Source organism: Methylobacterium sp. 88A (assembly GCF_000376345.1).
Lineage (GTDB): Bacteria > Pseudomonadota > Alphaproteobacteria > Rhizobiales > Beijerinckiaceae > Methylobacterium > Methylobacterium bullatum.
Genome location: NZ_AQVT01000001.1, coordinates 4,698,533 through 4,716,633, shown reverse-complemented (window position 1 = coordinate 4,716,633; position 18,101 = coordinate 4,698,533). Strand labels below are relative to the sequence as shown.

13 protein-coding genes and 1 tRNA gene are annotated in these 18,101 nt (G+C 69.5%); 6 read left to right on the top strand and 8 right to left on the bottom strand.

Going from position 1 to position 18,101, the window contains the following annotated elements; translation table 11 throughout:
* Positions 1-132: 132 nt before the first annotated feature.
* Together A3OM_RS0122485 and A3OM_RS0122480 are read right to left on the bottom strand one after the other, a co-directional pair.
* Complete coding sequence (locus tag A3OM_RS0122485) at positions 133-585, bottom strand: anaerobic typically selenocysteine-containing protein (protein ID WP_081612715.1); 453 nt, start codon at positions 583-585, stop codon at positions 133-135.
* Positions 586-727: 142 nt separating this feature from the next.
* Complete coding sequence (locus A3OM_RS0122480; RefSeq protein ID WP_018046053.1) at positions 728-1,393, bottom strand: HAD family hydrolase; 666 nt, start codon at positions 1,391-1,393, stop codon at positions 728-730.
* Between the two features lie 281 nt (positions 1,394-1,674).
* Here A3OM_RS0122480 and A3OM_RS0122475 point away from each other — a divergent pair, with 281 nt between their 5' ends.
* Positions 1,675-1,884: a hypothetical protein gene (locus A3OM_RS0122475; protein ID WP_018046052.1), complete on the top strand. Its 210-nt coding sequence runs from the start codon at positions 1,675-1,677 to the stop codon at positions 1,882-1,884.
* A 203-nt stretch (positions 1,885-2,087) separates the two neighbouring features.
* Here A3OM_RS0122475 and A3OM_RS0122470 read toward each other — a convergent pair whose 3' ends face one another.
* A complete protein-coding gene (locus A3OM_RS0122470; protein WP_018046051.1) occupies positions 2,088-2,444 on the bottom strand; it encodes a hypothetical protein in 357 nt (118 codons plus the stop codon).
* 614 nt (positions 2,445-3,058) lie between these two features.
* Positions 3,059-3,135: transfer RNA gene (locus A3OM_RS0122465), tRNA-Arg, on the bottom strand.
* A gap of 188 nt (positions 3,136-3,323) precedes the next feature.
* Here A3OM_RS0122465 and A3OM_RS0122460 point away from each other — a divergent pair.
* Positions 3,324-4,373 carry a cysteine synthase A gene (locus tag A3OM_RS0122460; protein WP_018046050.1) on the top strand — a complete coding sequence of 350 codons (1,050 nt, stop codon included), beginning with the start codon at positions 3,324-3,326 and terminating at the stop codon, positions 4,371-4,373.
* 133 nt (positions 4,374-4,506) lie between these two features.
* Positions 4,507-4,662 carry a hypothetical protein gene (locus A3OM_RS25640; RefSeq protein WP_018046049.1) on the top strand — a complete coding sequence of 52 codons (156 nt, stop codon included), beginning with the start codon at positions 4,507-4,509 and terminating at the stop codon, positions 4,660-4,662.
* 87 nt (positions 4,663-4,749) lie between these two features.
* Here the strand turns inward: A3OM_RS25640 and A3OM_RS0122450 are convergent, their stop codons facing one another.
* The gene (locus A3OM_RS0122450) at positions 4,750-6,195 is read right to left on the bottom strand and encodes a serine protease (protein ID WP_018046048.1); all 1,446 of its coding nucleotides are present in this window, start codon (positions 6,193-6,195) and stop codon (positions 4,750-4,752) included.
* A 286-nt stretch (positions 6,196-6,481) separates the two neighbouring features.
* Here A3OM_RS0122450 and A3OM_RS0122445 point away from each other — a divergent pair, with 286 nt between their 5' ends.
* The gene (locus tag A3OM_RS0122445) at positions 6,482-11,734 is read left to right on the top strand and encodes an alpha-2-macroglobulin (protein ID WP_051074449.1); all 5,253 of its coding nucleotides are present in this window, start codon (positions 6,482-6,484) and stop codon (positions 11,732-11,734) included.
* Positions 11,735-11,897: 163 nt separating this feature from the next.
* Positions 11,898-13,940: a penicillin-binding protein 1C gene (pbpC, locus tag A3OM_RS24525; protein WP_245257858.1), complete on the top strand. Its 2,043-nt coding sequence runs from the start codon at positions 11,898-11,900 to the stop codon at positions 13,938-13,940.
* An 18-nt stretch (positions 13,941-13,958) separates the two neighbouring features.
* Here the strand turns inward: pbpC and A3OM_RS0122435 are convergent, their stop codons facing one another.
* Entirely contained in the window at positions 13,959-14,669 is a 711-nt protein-coding gene (locus A3OM_RS0122435; RefSeq protein WP_026176329.1) for a L,D-transpeptidase, read from the bottom strand.
* Positions 14,670-14,953: 284 nt separating this feature from the next.
* Between A3OM_RS0122435 and A3OM_RS0122430 the strand changes: the two genes are divergently transcribed.
* Positions 14,954-15,670: a hypothetical protein gene (locus tag A3OM_RS0122430; protein ID WP_018046044.1), complete on the top strand. Its 717-nt coding sequence runs from the start codon at positions 14,954-14,956 to the stop codon at positions 15,668-15,670.
* 7 nt (positions 15,671-15,677) lie between these two features.
* Here A3OM_RS0122430 and A3OM_RS0122425 read toward each other — a convergent pair whose 3' ends face one another.
* Positions 15,678-16,652, bottom strand: coding sequence for a sulfonate ABC transporter substrate-binding protein (locus A3OM_RS0122425; protein WP_018046043.1), 975 nt, complete (start codon positions 16,650-16,652; stop codon positions 15,678-15,680).
* Between the two features lie 252 nt (positions 16,653-16,904).
* The gene (gene ssuD, locus A3OM_RS0122420; protein ID WP_018046042.1) at positions 16,905-18,068 is read right to left on the bottom strand and encodes an FMNH2-dependent alkanesulfonate monooxygenase; all 1,164 of its coding nucleotides are present in this window, start codon (positions 18,066-18,068) and stop codon (positions 16,905-16,907) included.
* Positions 18,069-18,101: the final 33 nt, after the last annotated feature.

Here is an 18,101-nt window from a genome sequence, read left to right as displayed (position 1 = left end):
AGCCCTCCAGTTCGCTCGGTTAGTTCTGGAGGCCTCCTTCGAGGCCGCTCCGCGGCACCTCAGGATGAGGTAAGGCGTTGGACAATCAACTCAAACAGGCTTTGAGCAAGCATGGAACGGCCCGTCCCCCGGTCAGCCGGCGGGCGGAGTGAGGATCAGCTTGCCGACGAAGGGGGCGTCGGCATTGCGGGTGCTGGTGCAGCCATAGGCCGTCTCGCCCGCCTTCATCGTCCGCAGCCGCAGGACGCCCTTGCCGTTCTGCTTCACGGTGTAGCCCTTCTCGCTCATGACATGGACGAGGTCGCCATCCGCGTGCAGCACCTTGGCGTTCTCGAACTGGCCCTCGGCGGTGATCGTCACCGGGGCGTTCGCCGTGCTCACGATATGGAGCTCCACATTCGTATCGGCGGGCAATCTCAGCTCGGCCGGTGCGCAGACGGGCTTTCCGTTTTCGAGTGTCACGGTCAGCTCGACCGGCGGCATCGCATCGCTCGCCGGCGGCGCCAGAGGCTTGCTTTGAGAATAAGCAGGGCCTGCGATGAGTGCAGCCACCATGACGGCAAGGCTTCGACGAATCGTCATCATCGTTGTCGGCTCCGATTGCTTCGCATCCCGGCGGTGCGCGGTGTCGCTCTGACAAGAACGACCACCCGTCCCTGTTCCGGGCTGCGACGAAGCGAGCCCCCTCCCCGGCGCTCCCACCAGGCCTCGGCCCGATGAGCGCATGTCAGCCGGCGGCGAGGGGCGAGCGATCGAAACCGTCGAGGAGATCCTGCGGGTCGCGGTAGAGGGCGATGCAGCCGGCCCTCGAAAGGTCCGCCGCCGGGACGCCGCCGCACAGGACGCCGATGGTCGACAGGCCTGCCTTGGTTGCGGCCTCCGCATCGTAGGGGGTATCGCCGACCACGAGGATGGAGCTTGCCTTCAGGGGCGCGAGTTTCTTCAAAGCCGCCTCGAAGATGTCGGGATGGGGTTTGGAGCGTTCCGCGTCGTCCGAGGTGGTCACCACGTCGACGAGATCGGCGATGCCCAGGATCTCCTGGTAATGCTCGACTTCGTCCTTCTTGCCCGACGACCCCAGGGCGATCCGCATGTCCGCCGCCCCGATCCGCTCGAACAGGGCGCGCACCCCGGGGAACGGCCGCACCCGGTCGAGGTAGTCGCGCTTGAACAGGTCGGAGCGGTAGGCCTCGATGGTCTTGCCCTCGCGCTCCACGCGCTCCGGCGGCAGGAACACCGGCATGAGTTCATCGCCGCCCTTGCCGATCTGGCGCCGGACTGCGACGAAATCGGCCTCCACCCCGAAATGGGCGAAGGCCTCGACCCAGGCCTTGGCATGGAGATCCACGCTGTCGAGCAGCGTGCCGTCGATGTCGAAGATCACTGCGCGCATGTGAGGCCCTCCCGCGCCGACAACCATCTTGGTGAATGCGCCGTTCCGCGGTGCGGATGCCACGGACCGAGGGATGGCGGTCGAAGAGGGGGTCGCGTGGCGGTCGAAACGGGGGGTGCGTGGCGGTACCGGGCGGATCGCCGTTGCTGTCCGGACCCCGCTCAGGGTGTGGCGGCGTGCCGCCTCGAGACGCCAATAAGCATTATCGTGCTATATTTTTTCTCTCTCAGGCCAGGTGTATGGCATTTTTTTGCTTTATCTCACGGAGCGCCGTTTGCCCGATGATGAGCCACCGCTGTCTCGACCCCCATGATTCCTACGCACAGGCGGAGGTGTTGGTCACCTTCGAGGGGGTATTCCCAGACGTCCATCTCCTCTCGGCCATCGACGGCGAAGGTGACGACATCCTTCCGGACCTGATCGACGAGCAGAGGCGCGACCTGATCCAGGAAATCGCCGAGTTCCACTACGGAGCGCGGTCGGCAGCGTGACCAACGATCGCCGCAAGACCTTCGACGACGCTGCCTTGCCCTTGGCGCCGTCCACACGTTCTTTCGCGCATCGCCTCCAGAGCGCCACCACCTCCTGCGGCGCTCTGGGGGCGGGCTTCACCCAGCCGGCGCCGGGCGCAAAAACCTGTTATATTTCAAAGCCTTGAGCGAGTTCGAGCGTCGGCTCGCCGATGCGGACCGGCTCAGCTCTTCGTCCCCTGGAAGGGACGAAACAACCAGGCGAGGCGCTTGGCATCGGCCTCTTCGCCCTCGACAGGCTCGGTCGGCGCCTCTTCGGCCCCGGCGCCGGCCGGCTTCCCGGCATCCTCGTCTTCCAGCGTCTCGACCATCTGTTCGAGCAGCGGCGGCAGCCTGACCTCGTATTTTTCGAGAATGATGGCCGCGTCCAGCAAGGCGTGAATGTGAGCTTTTGGAATGGGTTGGCTGGCGATCTGCGCGCTGAGGACGCGGTCCGCCAGAAGGCTCGCGAGGCGTGACACCTCGGACAGCCGCCCGGCGGGGTCCGCGGCGGCGGAGGACGGCTCCGGGCTCTCGGTCATGACAAATGTTCCTCCCCCACCAAGTGCTTACCCCATTAACCGCCATCCCCCTACATGCGCCAGACGCATCGTTGTCCCGGCGGACGAACCACCGTGCCGGCGGCCTCGAAGCTCCATTATTTTGGGCATCGGCCTGCGCGGCCGGGGCCGCGGCCCGAACCGCGCCACCCTCGATTCTCAGGCCGCGCGCTGCGCCGTGGCAGGCCGTATCTCGTGGGTTATCGTCCCAGCCGTCTTTGCAACGGCGGCACCGGCCGAAGGCCGAAAACCGACGCTGTTCCAGCGACTTGAGTGGGAGGAAGCGGTGACGTGCCAATGCGCGCCTCCGTAAGCGAGACGCCCGGAGCGGTCACCGCTCCGCTCACTCGGGGCCGATGTGGGACCGATGCTTCAGCAGCCCCTCGAATGGTTTAGCGGGGCCCAAGGTCGTCGAGAACCGCGAGGAACGGCTCAAAGCCAACCCATCAAGCTGCCGGCCTTGGCACAGGCCACAGAGCAGCCGTCGCCGATCTGGCTGAAACTGACAAGCTCTCTGGAGTTTTCAGGGGACTCACGACGCTCATCGTCGGTTCAACCCTGGTGAATTTAACCGGACTGGAAATCCAGCTGAGTGATGGCGCGCCCGAAAGGATTCGAACCTCTGACCCCCAGATTCGTAGTCTGGTGCTCTATCCAGCTGAGCTACGGGCGCCGACCTGACCGGGGAGAGTTGTGCGCTCCGCCGTCGGTGGGGGTGTCTAGAATCTCCTTTTCAGCTTGGCAACCCCTTCTCGACCGATCGGCGTGCCTTTCTGCGATCCGCGTGATCGTGGGTGGTCGCGGGACGCCGTGTCGGTCATGCTCGTCGCGCCTCACATCGCAGGATACGCCCGACCCGTCATGACCACGCGCACCCCTACCCTCTCCGGTGACGTCCTCGCCGCCATCGGCGGAACGCCGCTGATCCACTTGCGCCGTGCCTCGGACATCACCGGCTGCACCATTCTCGGCAAAGCCGAGTTTCTCAATCCCGGCTTGTCGGTGAAGGACCGGGCGGCCCTGTCCATCGTCACGGATGCGGAGCGACGCCGGTCGATCCGGCCGGGCGGCACCATCGTCGAGGGGACGGCGGGCAATACCGGCATCGGGCTCGCCCTCGTCGCGTCGGTCCGCGGCTACCGCACGGTCATCGTCATCCCGGAGACGCAGTCCGCCGAGAAGAAGGAGACGCTGCGCCTTGCCGGCGCCCGCCTCGTCGAGGTGCCGGCCGTGCCGTTCTCCAACCCGGACAATTACGTCCACGTGGCGCGGCGGCTCGCCGAGCGCCTCGCTGCCACCGAACCGGCCGGCGCCTTCTTCGCCAACCAGTTCGACAACGTCGCCAACCGCCAGGCGCATGTGAACACGACCGGCCCCGAGCTCTTCGCCGCGACGGAGGGGCGGATCGACGGCTTCGTCTGCGCGGCCGGGACGGGGGGCACCCTCGCCGGCACCGCCCAGGCCTTGCGGGCGCTCAAGCCCGGAATCACCGTCGCGCTCGCCGACCCCGAGGGATCCGCGCTGCATGCCTATTACACCACCGGCACGCTGAAGGCCGAAGGCTCCTCGATCACCGAAGGGATCGGCCAGGGCCGGGTGACCGCCAATCTCGAAGGGTTCCGGCCGGACCATTCCTTCCGCATCCCCGACACGGAGGCCCTGGACATCGTGTTCGGGCTGATGCGCGAGGAGGGGCTCAGCCTGGGTGGCTCATCGGGAATCAACGTCGCCGGCGCGATCCGGCTGGCGCGGGTTCTCGGCCCCGGCCACACCATCGCGACCATTCTTTGCGACGGGGCGGCGCGCTACGCGTCGAAGCTGTTCAACCCGGCCTTCCTCACGGAGCGCGGGTTGCCCGTGCCGGCCTGGCTCACGGAAACGGCGGGCGAACTGCCGGACTGGCGAGCCTGACATCGACTTTCCTGCAACACCGTCATCAATCTGCATCATTGAAGCGCCCAAGCGTTGAACGGAATCGGCGGACGGGCGTTTCACCGGTCAAGCTCAAGCAATGTTGGTTGGGCGTGACCGGAGTTTCTTCCCCATGACCCTGACCACCATCCTGCTCATCATCCTGATCCTCGCCGTCCTCGGCGGCGGCAACTTCCTCGGTGGCGGTGCTTATCGCGGACAGAGCTTCGGTCTGGGCGGTATCCTCATCATCATCCTGATCGTGCTTCTGGTCACGGGACGCCTCTGATCGCACGTCCGAACCGGCGGGGTGTTCCGGCGCCCCGCCGTTCATGCATCTGGGACGTCGCGGTCCCGGGAGGACCAAGTGTATTCCCTACGGACAGGTGAGGCCGACCACCGAACCGGCCGCCCCGGAGGCGACCGCGCCTAACGTCGCGCCCGACTTGTCCATGGCCGCCTCCGGAGAGATGCCGTTCTCGGTCAGGAACGCCAGTGCCACACGGCCGTCGACCAGAGGGTAGCTCATCGGCGGCGCCACACCGGCCACGAGCCGGGGCGACGACGGATAGCGGGCCACGAGGCCGGCCAGGGCGCCGTTTCGGTCCAGCACGACGGCTCCCGACGATCCGGGCTGGAGCGGCGCCGATAGCCTATCCCCGCCGGATTGGCCCGACGAGACGGCGATGCCCCCTCCCCCATCGCCCCCCAGAACCACGAGCGCCTCACCTGGCGCCAATGCACTTCCTCGTAAAGCCAGGGCGGCGACACGGCCCTTCGCGCCGGCCGCTTCCAGAAGCGCCAGACCACGCCCTGCATCCACCTTGACGATCCGCGCGGCCAAACCGGCGATCCGCGGCGCCGTGCAGGCCTCCAGGGCCGAGGAGCTCGTCAGGACGCGTCCCGGGGCGACGATGAGGCCGATTCCCACATTCGTCGCGGCTCGGGTCAGTGGCGGCAGGGCTCTCACGGCCGGGCCCGGCAAGGGCCTGCCGGGCGTCGCACCGGGTCTGGCCGCCACCTCGGCAGGGGCGGCATCGGCCGTCTCCGGGAACGGCACGAAGCTGTTGGCGATGGCGATGACCAGGCGGTCCACATCCGGCCCGAGGGCCTTGTCGTAGCCGATGGTGAAGCCGCGAACTCCCCCCGGGGCGGCGGCATAGCGGATGTAGGATTTGCCCGTCGCCGTCTCGCCGGTGACCACGAGGAAATCCGGCCGCTTGATCTTGTAGGTGACCTTGCGGTCGGCGCCCGGCGCGGTGATGCGGGCGAACAGGGCATCGAGAGTAGTCTCTTCCGGGGCGAAGGACTTGGTGTCGAGGGTGACGCGGCCATCCCCGCTCTGCCAGCGGGTTCCGCCGGCCTGAGGGCTGCGCTTGGCGAGCGGCCGCTCGGGCACGCCGATGACGATGCCGCTCGCAGGATCGGGCTTTACGCTGAACCGCGCCGCCTTCCGGGCCGTGTCGCCGGCCGCGAGGATCGCCGCCCGCATCCTCGCGTCGGGGAAGCCGGGTGCGGAGTTTCCGGCACGCTTCTGGTAGGAGAGCAGGGCGTCGTAGGTGCGGCGCCCGAACGTGCCGGTGATGACGCTGTTGTAGTCGCCGGTCCAGACCAGGGCGTCCTGCAGGCCCTTCCTCTCCGCCTCCGGCAGGGGCTCGAAGGCCGCCTTCGCCGCCTCGAAGGCGGGATCGGCCGCCGGTGCCGCACGGGCAGGCGCTTGAGCGGGGCGGCCAGGCGCCTGGGTGGGCTCTTGCGCCTGAACCGGCAGGACGAGGAGGGCCAGAGCCGCCGCAGCCCCTGCGAATCGCGCACGCTGCATCATGGTTCACGCTCCCCGATGGCCTTTTGGCGATGCCGTTCGCGAAGGTGTGGCAGAGGGATCGCCGGATTTCCAGCGGATCGTCAGGGCGAACGCGTCGTTGCGGCGGCCGCCCGAGGTGCTAGGGTCCGGCGCGGCACCGAGGGAGGATCGGATGCCGCCAAGGACGAGGTGGGCAATGTCGGGATCAACCGGGCTCGGGCGCGCGACCGCCCGTCTTGCCAAAAGTTTTCTTGCCAGAAATTTTCTTGCCCGAGGCGTTCTTGCCGGCTCCTTGGCCCTCGGCGGCATGGGCGACGCACCGGCTTTCGCCCAGGCGCCCGATCGTCCGGTGGCGCGGATCGCTACCCCGAAACCAGCGCCATCCCCCAAGGCTTTCGTGCGTGACGCGCTGGCCAGTGACGCGGTCCGTCTCGAAGCGACGGTGAGGGCGGATTCCGCCACGTCGGGCCTGACCAGACCGGCAGCCAAGCTGCGCGCCGAGGGCGAGGCCCTGGTGCAGGCGGAGAAGCCGGCCGATGCCCTCAAGCCCCTCGCCGGGGCCATTGCCGCCGATGCGGGCGACCCGCTGAACTGGCTCGCCTATGCCCGCGCCGCGAGCACGGTGGGCAATGATAACGAAACCGGGGACTACTCCTTCCGCCAGCGCCTGCGCGGCCAGGCACGGGCCGCCGCCTATCAGGCTTACCTGAAGGCGCGCGGCGCCGCCGCCGAGGCCGAGGCCCTGGCGGTGCTGGGCGAGGTCTATGCCGATCAATCCGAATGGCGGCCCTCGCTCGAGGCCTACCGCGCCAGCCTCGCGCTCGCCGACGACGCCACGGTGCGCGAGACCTATGAGGGCCTGCGCGCCGAGCACGGCTTCCGCATCCTCGACTATAAAGTCGATTCCGACGCCGCCGCCCCGCGCGTCTGCTTCCAGTTCTCCGAGAGCCTGGCCCCGAAGACCGATTTCACGCCCTACGTCGCCGTCTCGGGTGCCGCCAATGCCGCCGTCACCGGCAGCGGCCAGCAGATCTGCGTCGACGGGCTGAAGCACGGCGAGCGCTACGCCTTCGTGCTGCGCTCGGGCATCCCGTCCTCCGTGGGCGAGGCCCTGCTGAAATCGGCCGATTACGAAGTCTATGTGCGGGACCGCTCGCCCCAGGTGCGTTTCACCGGGCGCAACTACGTCCTGCCGCGCACCGGACAGGCCGGCGTGCCGCTGGTCTCGGTCAACGCGCCGAAGATCGACGTGGAGGTGCTGCGCGTCGGCGACCGTGGCCTGCTGCCGTCCCTGCGCTCTGAGGAGTTCCTCGGCCAGCTCAGCGGCATGACCGCGAAGACCATCGCCGACCAGAAGGGCACCCGCGTCTGGAAGGGCACCCTCGACACGGCCAAGGCCGAGCTGAACCACGAGGCGGTCACGGCCTTCCCGGTGCTGCAGGCGGTCGGCAAGCTGGAGCCCGGCATCTACATCATGCTGGCCCAGGCCAGCGGCGTCGCCACGAATGTCGATGAGGACGGCGGCTACGAGGCCCAGGCGACGCAATGGTTCGTCGTCTCCGATCTCGGCCTCACCGCCTTCAAGGGCCGCGACGGCATCCACGTCTTCGCCCGCTCGCTCGCCAGCGCGAAGACGGTGCCCGGCGCCGAGATCCGCCTCGTGGCCCGCAACAACGAGGTGCTGGCCACGAAGAAGACCGACGGCCAGGGCCACGCCGCCTTCGATCCGGGCCTCGCACGGGGCGAAGGCGGAATCGCGCCCGGCCTCGTCGTCGCCCAGCTCGGCGACGATTACGGCTTCCTCGACTTCTCCCAGAGCGCTTTCGACCTCACCGACCGGGGCGTGAAGGGCCGGCCGCAGCCGGGCGCGGTGGAGGCCTATGTCTTCCCCGAGCGCGGGGTCTACCGCTCCGGCGAGACCGTTCAGGTCACGGCCCTGTTGCGCGACGCCGCCGGCATCGCCGTGCCGAACCTTCCCCTCACCCTGGTGGTGAAGCGTCCGGACGGGGTCGAGTATCGCCGCGTCCAGGTCGCCGATGCCGGCCTCGGCGGCCGCGCCCTGCCCCTCGCCCTGATGCCGGGCGCGATGCACGGTACATGGCGGATCGCCGCCTATACCGATGCGAAGGCACCGCCCGTAGGCGAGGCCACGTTCCTCGTCGAGGATTACGTGCCCGAGCGCCTGGAGGTCACTCTCACCCCGAAGAGCCCGACCCTGACGAAGGGCGAGCCCGCGACCATCGACGTCGCCGCGCGCTATCTCTACGGCGCGCCGGGCTCGGGCCTCGACGTGTCGGGCACGGTCCTGGTCCAGGCCGCCGCGACGAGCGGGATCAAGGGGCTCGACGGCTTCTCCATCGGCCTCGACGACGAGAAGGTGGAGGCGACCTCGGCCGAGATCGAGGCCAAGGCCACCACGGACGCCAAGGGATCGGCGACCGTGACGGTGCCGGTCCAGGCGCTCAGCGCCCCGCGCCCCACCGAGGCGAAGATCACGCTGCAGGTCGGCGAGCCGGGTGGGCGGGCGCTGAGCCGAAGCGTCACCCTGCCGATCCTGCCCTCCGGCCCCGTCCTCGCCATCCGCAAGAATTTTTCGGGCGACCTCACGGAAGCCAGTGTCGCCACGTTCGACGTGGTCATGGCGAGCCCCGACGGACGGAAAATCCCGCAGAACGGCGTCATCTGGACCCTGTCCAAGGTCGACCGGAACTACCAATGGTACCGCGAAGGCGGGCGCTGGTCGTTCGAGCCGGTGACCTCGACGCGGCGCATCGCCGACGGACGGCTCGATCTCGCCGCCGACGCGCCGGGCCGGGTCAGTTCCACCGTCGGCTTCGGCACCTACCGCCTCGAAGCCCTGGTCGCCGGCCGGCCCGAGGCCACCGTCAGCGTCACCTTCACCGTGGGCTGGGGCGGCTCCGAGACCGCGGACGTGCCCGATCTCCTCGATCTCAAGCTCGACAAGCCGAGCTATGCCGCCGGCGAGACCCTGCGGGCGCGCCTCCAGCCACGCTTCAAGGGCACGGCCACCCTCGCCGTGGTGAGCGACAAGGTCCACGACATCCTCGACGTCACGGTGTCGGAGGCCGGCACCAACGTGGACATTCCCGTGAAGGCGGAATGGGGGTCGGGCGCCTATCTCGTGGCCACCGCCTACCGGCCCCTCGACCAGGCGGCCAAGCGCCTGCCGGGCCGGGCGCTCGGCCTTGCCTGGTTCTCGGTGGATACCGACAGGCGCAGCCTCGCCGTGACCGTCGGAGCGCCCGCGACCACGCGGCCCCGCGAGACCCTGACCCTGCCTATCCAGCTCGCCGGCCTGTCCTCCGGCGAGGAGGCGCGGGTGAGCGTGGCCCTGGTCGATGTCGGCATCCTCAACCTCACCCGCTACGAATCGCCCAATCCCTTCGGCTATTTCTTCGGCCAGAAGGCCTTGGGACCGGAGATCCGCGACATCTACGGATACCTGATCGACGGCATGCAGGGCACGCTCGGCGCGATCCGCTCGGGCGGTGACGGCGGTGCGGCGGAACTCTCCGATTCGCCCCCGACCCAGGCGCCGCTGGCGCTCTATTCCGGCGTGGTCCGCGTCGGCCCCGATGGGCGCGCCAGCGTCGATTTCCCCCTGCCCGCCTTCAACGGCACCGGCCGGGTGATGGTGACCGCCTGGAGCAAGGCGAAGGTCGGCTCGGCCCAGGCCGACGTGATCATCCGCGATCCCGTCGTGCTCACCGGCACCCTGCCGCGCTTCCTCAATGTCGGCGACCGCTCGCGCTTCTTCATCGCCATCGACAATGTCGAGGGGCAGGCCGGCGACTACACCGTGGATCTCGACCTCTCCGGCCCGGTCCTGGTCTCGGCCGGCGCGGTTCACAGCACCATGAAACTGGAACGCGGGGCGAAGACCTCGCTCGTCATCCCGATCACCGCCGCCGGCCCCGGCCTGTCGCGGCTCGACGTGAACCTGTCCGGCCCCGGCATCGCCGGCACCGTGGGCCAGAGCTTCTCGCTCAACATCGGCCCCGGCACCGGCGCCCTGGTCCGTCGCTCGGTGAGTTCCCTCGAACCCGGCGCCAGCCTGCAGGTAACGGGCGACCTCCTGGCCGACATCCTCCCCGGCACCGGGTCGGTCTCGGTGACGGCCTCCTCGCTCGCCGCCCTCGACGTGCCCGCCCTGCTCCAGGCGCTGGACCGCTATCCCTATGGCTGCTCGGAACAGACCGTGAGCCGGGCGATGCCGCTCCTCTACGTCAACAAGCTCGCCTCCCTCGACAGGCTCGGCATCGACGACAAAGTGGACGAACGGGTGCGCGAGGCCATCGACCGCGTGCTCTCGCGCCAGGACGCCTCGGGCGATTTCGGCCTGTGGAGCGTCGGCGGGTTGAGCGACGTCTGGCTCAACGCCTACGTCACCGACTTCCTGACCCGCGCCCGCGAACGCGGATTCGCCGTGCCGCAGACCGCCTTCTCCAATGCCCTGGACCGCCTGCGCAACACGGTCGCCAACACCACGGAGGTGCGCGACGGCGGCATGGACATCGCCTACGCGGCCTACGTGCTGGCCCGGAACGGGCGGCCGGTGATGGGCGACCTGCGCTACCTCGCCGACACCAAGCTCGGTGAGTTCGCGACCCCCCTCGGACGCGGCCAGATCGCGGCGGCTCTCGCCCTCCTCGGGGACCGGGGCCGCGCGGCCAAGGCGTTCGAGTCGGCGGTGACCGCGCTCGGATCCGCGCGCGACACCTCGACCTACCGCGCCGATTACGGCTCGCGCCTGCGCGACGGGGCCGGCCTTCTCGCCCTCGCCGCCGAGACGGGCCTCGCCCGCGACACGATCCGGCCGTTGGGTCAGGTCATCACCCAGGAGCGGGCCAGCGGACGCCTCACCAGCACCCAGGAGAATGCCTGGATGGTGCTAGCCGCCGAGGGGCTCGCCAAGGAGGCGGAAGCGTTGAGCTTCAGCGTCGACGGCACCCGGCAATCGGGCCCGGTCTCGCGGCTCTACCGCGCCCCCGCCCTCGACGCGAGGCCCGTCACCATCACCAATGACGGGACGGGCGCCGCCCAGACCGTGGTGAGCGTGTCTGGCAATCCCATCGCCCCGGAGCCGGCGGAATCACGGGGTTACTCCATCGAGCGGACCTATCACCGCCTCGACGGCACGGTGGTGGATCTCGCTCAGGGGGTTCGCCAGAACGACCGCCTCGTGGTGGTGCTCAAGGTGACCGAGGCGAAGGCCAGCGCCGGGCGCCTCCTGCTGGTGGACCGCCTGCCCGCCGGCCTCGAGATCGACAATCCGAAGCTCCTCGATTCCGATGCCCTGGCGGGGCTCGCCTTCGCCAAGTCGGACGTGCAGCCGGTGAGCACCGAGTTCCGCGACGACCGTTTCGTGGCGGCCTACGAGCGCACCCCTGGTCAATCCGCCTTCTTCACGGTGGCCTATACCGTGCGGGCGGTCTCGCCCGGCACCTACGTCCATCCCGGGGCCACCATCGAGGACATGTACCGCCCCGAACGCTTCGGCCGCACCGCCTTCGGTTCGGTCGAGGTGAGCGCGAAGTAGGGCCATGGCTCGTGCGCGGAGGCGCTTCCCCTCCCCCTTGTGGGGAGGGGTCAGGGGTGGGGGTGGTGCCGGATGCGGCGCGGCCTCTACGCACCCCCCCCCACCTCCAACTCCTCCCCACAAGGGGGAGGAGAGCCTCGCGCTCCGTCCGATCTACGTGGTCATCGCCCTCCTCCTCCTCCCCGCCCTCGCCCTCTGGCGCTTCGTCGCGACCCTCCCGCCCCTCGACCTGACCCAGGCGAGCCTCCGCTCCACCGTCATCCTCGATCGGGACCGCCATCTCCTGCGCCCCTTCGCCACCGCCGATGGGCGCTGGCGGCTGCCGGTGACGGGGGCGGATGTCGATCCGCGCATGCTCGCCATGCTGAAGGCCTACGAGGACCGGCGCTTTGCCGACCATCCCGGCATCGACCCCGCCGCGACCCTGCGTGCCGCGTGGCAATGGCTCCGGCACGGCAGAATCGTCTCCGGGGGCTCCACCCTGTCGATGCAGGTGGCTCGCCTCGTGGAGCCGCGGCCCGAACGCTCGCTCAGCGCCAAGCTCCGGCAGATGGTGCGGGCGGTCCAGCTGGAACGCCGGTTGGGGAAGGACGGCGTTCTCGACCTCTACCTCGCGCTCGCGCCCTATGGCGGCCCGGTGGAGGGCTTGCGGGCGGCGAGCTTCGCCTATTTCGGGCGCGAGCCCGCCCGGCTCTCCTTCGCCGAATCCGCCCTCCTCGTCGGCCTGCCCCAGGCGCCCGAGGTGCGCCGGCCGGATCGTTACCCCGCCCGCGCGCGTCAGGCGCGCGACAGGGTCCTCGACATCGCCGCCGCGCGCGGAGTCATCACGTCCGCCGAGGCGAAAGCCGCCAAGGCCGAACCGGTGCCGGACCAGCGAAAGCCCTTCCCGATGCTGGCGGCCCATGCGGCGGAAGCGGCTCTGGCGGCCGATCCCGACGCGCGGGTCCAGCGCCTCTCTCTCGACGGGCGATTGCAGGCGAGCCTCGAACGGCTGGCCGCCGAGCGCGCCGCCGCCATGGGGCCGGGCATCTCGGCGGCGATCCTCGCCATCGACAACCGCACCGGCGCGGTGATCGCGCAGGTGGGGAGCGCCGGCTATCTCGATGCCAGCCGCTCCGGCGCCATCGACATGACGGGGGCGATCCGTTCGCCCGGCTCGGCCCTGAAGCCGTTCATCTACGCGCTGGCCTTCGAGAACGGCATCGCCCATCCCGAGACCCTCCTCGACGACCGCCCGGTGCGCTTCGCGGGCTCCTACGCGCCGGAGAATTTCGATCTCAGCTACCAGGGCACCGTCACGGCGCGGCGCGCGCTCCAGCTTTCTCTGAACGTGCCGGCGGTGGACCTGCTGGAGGCGGTGGGCGCCGCCCGCTTCATCGCCCGCCTGCGCGGCGCGGGCGCGCGGATCGACCTGCCGCGCGACACGGCACCCGGCCTGCCGGTGGCTCTGGGCGGCCTCGGCATCACCCTCACCGATCTCGCGCGGCTGTTCTCCGGCCTCGCCCGGGGTGGTTCGGTGCCCGACCTGATCCGCCGCCTCGACGGGCCGGCCGCATCGCCCCCGCCGGAGCTGCGCGTCACCGAGCCGGTGTCGGCCTGGTACGTCGCCGATACCCTGCGCGGGGCGCCCCCGCCGGAGAATGCGCTGCCGAACCGGATCGCGTTCAAGACCGGCACGTCCTACGGTTATCGCGATGCCCTGGCGGTAGGGTTCGACCGGCGCGTCACCATCGCGGTCTGGGTCGGGCGGCCGGACGGCAACGCCGTGCCGGGTCTCGTCGGCCGCGTGGTCGCGGCGCCGATCCTGTTCGACGCGTTCTCGCGCTTCGGCGGCGAGCCCGATTCCGTGCCGATGCCCCGCGACGCCCTGGTGACCACCACCGCCGGCCTGCCGCCGCCCCTGCGCCACATCCGCAAGGACGTGCCCAAGACCCTCTCGGCGGCTCTGGGCTCGGCCCTCAAGATCGCCTACCCGCCGGACGGCGCCCGGATCGATCTCGGCCTCGCCGAGCCCGGCCCCGCGCCGAGCCTCGCCCTCAAGGCGCTGGGCGGGGTGCCGCCCCTCACCTGGATGGTCAACAGCCTGCCGGTGGCCGAGAGCGCCCGGCGCCAGTCGGAATGGGCACCGGACGGCGCGGGCTTCGCCAGGATCTCGGTGATGGACGCGTCGGGGGCCAGCGACAGCGTGGTGGTCAGGCTGGAGTGAGGGGCCGGCCCCTTTTCCCTACGCGGGTAGGACGACCACCTTCGTCTTCACTGGCGTCCGCGAATACAGGTGGATCATGTCCTGGCTGAGCAGGCCGACACAGCCGCTCGTAATGCCCGAGCCGATCGAGTCGGGCTCGCTCGAGGCGTAGATCGTGTAGAGCGTGTAGGCGCCGTTCTGGTAGAGGTGGAGCGTGCGGGCGCCGAGAGGGTTGTCGAGGCCGCCCGGCATGCCGCGGGCGTATTTGGCCACCTCGGGCTGGCGCTGGATCATCTCCTTGGGTGGCGTCCAAGTCGCCCATTCGGACTTGCGGCCGACATAGGCGTCACCGCTCCACAGGAACCCGGCACGGCCGACATTGGCGCCGTAGCGGGTGGCGGCCCCATCCTCCTCGATGCGGTAGACATAGAAGTTGCCGGGATCGACGATGATCGTGCCGGGCGCTTCCCTGGTCTCGTAGCGCACCGTGCGGCGATAGTATTTCGGGTCGACCTTCCTGATGTCGGTGGCCGGGATCGGGAATTTCTCGTCCGGCATCGGACCGTAGATCTTCGCCGCCTCGGCGAGGATCAGTCCGTCGGTCGTCGCGCAACCGGCGAGCCCCAGCGCGCCGAACCCGGCGGCCGAGCCGGCCAGGAACGAACGGCGGCTGAGACGCCCCGTCCTGCCACCGAGCCGGGCACTCTCGTCCATCCCGCAGGCAGCGGCCTTCCCAGCGTCCATCGTCATGATTCCGGACTTTCCTGTCCTGTGGCCCGACGGCACAACGCTCCGGCGAACGAGCTGCCTGCCAAGCTGAGTTAACCGACCCCCGACTTGACTGGCAAGCTCGGCACTTCCTCTCTATCCATCCTCTCGAAGCAAGGGGTGGCTCCTGCAACGGCGGCGATCCTCGCGTGCGGCGCGTCACGCCGAAGGCGCGCGAATTCGTATGTCCTCCGGCTCGGCCAAGCTTCCAAGCGGCCGAGTGATTCGACGGGCGAAGGGGCGGCGGACATGAATGAGGATCGGACATGAGCGGCAGCATGGTCCCGGCGACCGATCCCCTCGCCGTCGCGGAAGCGGCCCTGGCCGACGTCGCTTCATCCCTCGAACCGGCGAGCGCACGACGCCTGCCGCTGGCCCTCAAGCTCGCCTATACGGCCTTCATGGCGGTGCTCGTGCCCGTCTACTGGAGTTGGTACGGGCCGACCAACTTCCTCTATTTCTGCGACGTCGCCCTGCTGCTCACCCTGGTGGGCATCTGGCGGGAGAGCCCGCTCCTCGTCTCCATGCCGACGGTGGGCATCCTGGCGCCGCAGATCCTGTGGGTGGCGGATTTCGTCGCCGAACTCGTGGGCGTGCCGCTCACCGGCATGACCGCCTACATGTTCAAGGCCGAGAACCCGCTGTTCCTGCGCGGGCTCTCGCTGTTCCACGGCTGGCTGCCGTTCCTGCTCGTCTACCTGATCTGGCGCCTCGGCTACGACCGGCGCGCCTGGGCGGCGTGGTCCGGCCTCGCCATCGCCGTGTTGCTGGTGTGCTTCTTCCTGATGCCCGGGCCGCGCCCCGATGCCGGGCTCACGCCCGTGAACATCAACTACGTCTGGGGCATGAGCGACGCCGTCGCCCAGACGATGATGCCGGCCTGGGCCTGGTTCACGAGCCTTCTCGTCGTCATCCCCCTCGTCCTGTGCGGGACGACCCATCTCGTCCTGCGCTGGCTCATGCCGGCGCCGGCCGGGCGGTAGAGCCCCATCAGCTCCCGGATTTCCGCACGGCATCGGAGACGGTGATGGGCTTGGGCAGCAGGCCGAGGCGGTGGAACGTATCGGCCACCTTCTGCTGATCGGCGATCACGGCCGCGTCCAGCGGAGTCACGCCGTAGGTCAGGCGCTTGAGGGCCACGGTGAGGACCGGCGCCGGGATGCCGATGGCGGGGGCCAGTTCGGCGGCCACCGCGTCGGTGTTGTCCTTGGCCCAGGCGTCGATCTCGCCGATCGCGGCGAGGGTGGTATCGAGCGCCTCCTTGTGCGCGTCGGAGAACCGGCGCGTCGACAGGTAGAACTGCCGGTTCGGCACGATGTCGGTGCCGTTGACGAGGGTCCGCGCGCCGGTGGCCCGCTCGCCCGAGGCGAGGAAGGGGTCCCAGATCACCCAGGCATCGACGGCGCCGCGCGAGAAGGCCGCGACCGCGTCGCCGGGCGCGAGGAAGACCGGCGTCACCGCCTCGTAGGGCACGCCGGCCTTGGCCAGGGCCTCGACCAGGAAGTAATGGACGTTCGAGCCCTTGTTCAGGGCGATCTTCTTGCCGCGCAGAGCGGCGACGGTCTTGATCGGGCTGTCCTTGGCGACGAGGATCGCCTCGCCCAACGGAGCCGCCGGCTCGTGGGCGACGTAGAGGAAATCCGGGTTGTTGGCCTGCCCGAAGATCGGCGGCGCCTCCCCGGCGGAGCCGAGATCGATGGCCCCGGCATTCAACGCCTCCAGCAGCGGTGGCCCCGAGGGAAACTCGGCCCAACTCACCCGGTAGCCGAGCGGCGCCAGCTTCTTCTCCAGCAGGCCCTTGCCCTTGAGCAGGACCAGCGTGCCGTATTTCTGGTAGCCGATGCGGATGACCTTGTCCTCGGCGCGCGCCAGCAGCGTGCCGAGGATCAGGAACGCGAGGGCGGTGAGGAAGGCGAGGGTCGTCTGCCGAGGCGGGGAGAGGGTGCGCGCGGTGGAACGGGGCATGGAATGTCCTCGTACAGCGTCTGGAACAGGTGTCCGGTGAGAGCGCCGCCTCTCCCCGCGGGCGGTGAGAGCACCGGATGCACCTTGTCGTGCATCCGGTGAGTGCAGGCGAAGCCGGAACGAGGGTGAGGGGGATTCGCCGGAAAAACCTCCTTCGGCGTCAGCCCCGCACCGTCGGCTGCCGCCTCGCCGCGAAGACGACGGAGTCGTCGCGGCCCTGTCCCCGCGAGCGGGGAGAGGCGATGCTCTCCCTCAATGCGCCGCGATGCGCCGGCTGGGGACGATGTCGTTGGCGATGACTTCGCCGAACGGGCCGTTGTTGCGGGCGTTGCTCGGGAGAACGCCGGTGGTGGCGCGAAGCGGCAGCTTCGGGAAGACGAGTTCGGCGAAGCGGTAGGCTTCTTCCAGATGCGGGTAGCCGGAGAGGATGAAGCGATCGATCCCGAGATCGATGTATTCCTTCATCCGGTCCGCCACCTGATCGGCCGAGCCGACGAGCGCCGTGCCGGCGCCGCCGCGCACGAGGCCGACGCCGGCCCAGAGGTTGGGCGAGACTTCGAGCTTCGAGCGGTCGCCGCCATGCAGCGCCATCATCCGGCTCTGGCCCACGGAATCCTGGCGCTTGAGAGTGGCCTGCGCCCGCGCGATGGTCTCGTCGTCGAGGCGCGAGATCAGGCTCTCGGCCGCCGCCCAGGCCTCGCCCTCGGTCTCGCGGACGATGACATGGAGGCGGATGCCGTAGGAGAAGGTCTTGCCCTTGCGGTCGGCGGCTTCCTTCGCCTTGGCGATCTTCTCGGCGACGCCCGCCGGAGGCTCGCCCCAGGTCAGGTAGACTTCGCAATGCTCGGCCGCGACTTCGATGCCGGCCGGCGAGGAGCCGCCGAAATACAGAGGCGGATAGGGCTTCTGGACCGGCGGGAAGATGAGCCGGCCATCCTCCACCTTGAGATGCTTGCCTTCGTAATTCACCGTCTCGCCGGACATCAGCCCGCGCCAGACATGCAGGAACTCGTCGGTGACGACATAGCGCTCGTCATGATCGAGGAAGACGCCGTCGCCGCGCAATTCCACCGGATCGCCGCCGGTGACGACGTTGATGAGGAGGCGCCCGTCCGAGATCCGGTCCAGGGTCGCGGCCATGCGCGCGGCCATGGACGGCTCCTGCAGGCCGGGACGCACCGCCACGAGGAAGCGCAGGCGCTTCGTCAGGGCGGCGAGAGCCGAGGCGATGACCCAGGAATCCTCGCAGGAACGGCCGGTGGGCAGCAGCACGCCGTAATAGCCGAGCTCGTCGGCGGCCTGCGCGATCTGGCGGAGATAGGCCAGCGACACGTCGCGGGCGCCTTCCTGCGCGCCGAGGTAGCGGCCGTCGCCGTGGGTGGGAAGGAACCAGAGGACGTCGGTCTCTGCGGTCATGGGATGCTCCTGGTGTTGTGCCGGTTGGATCGC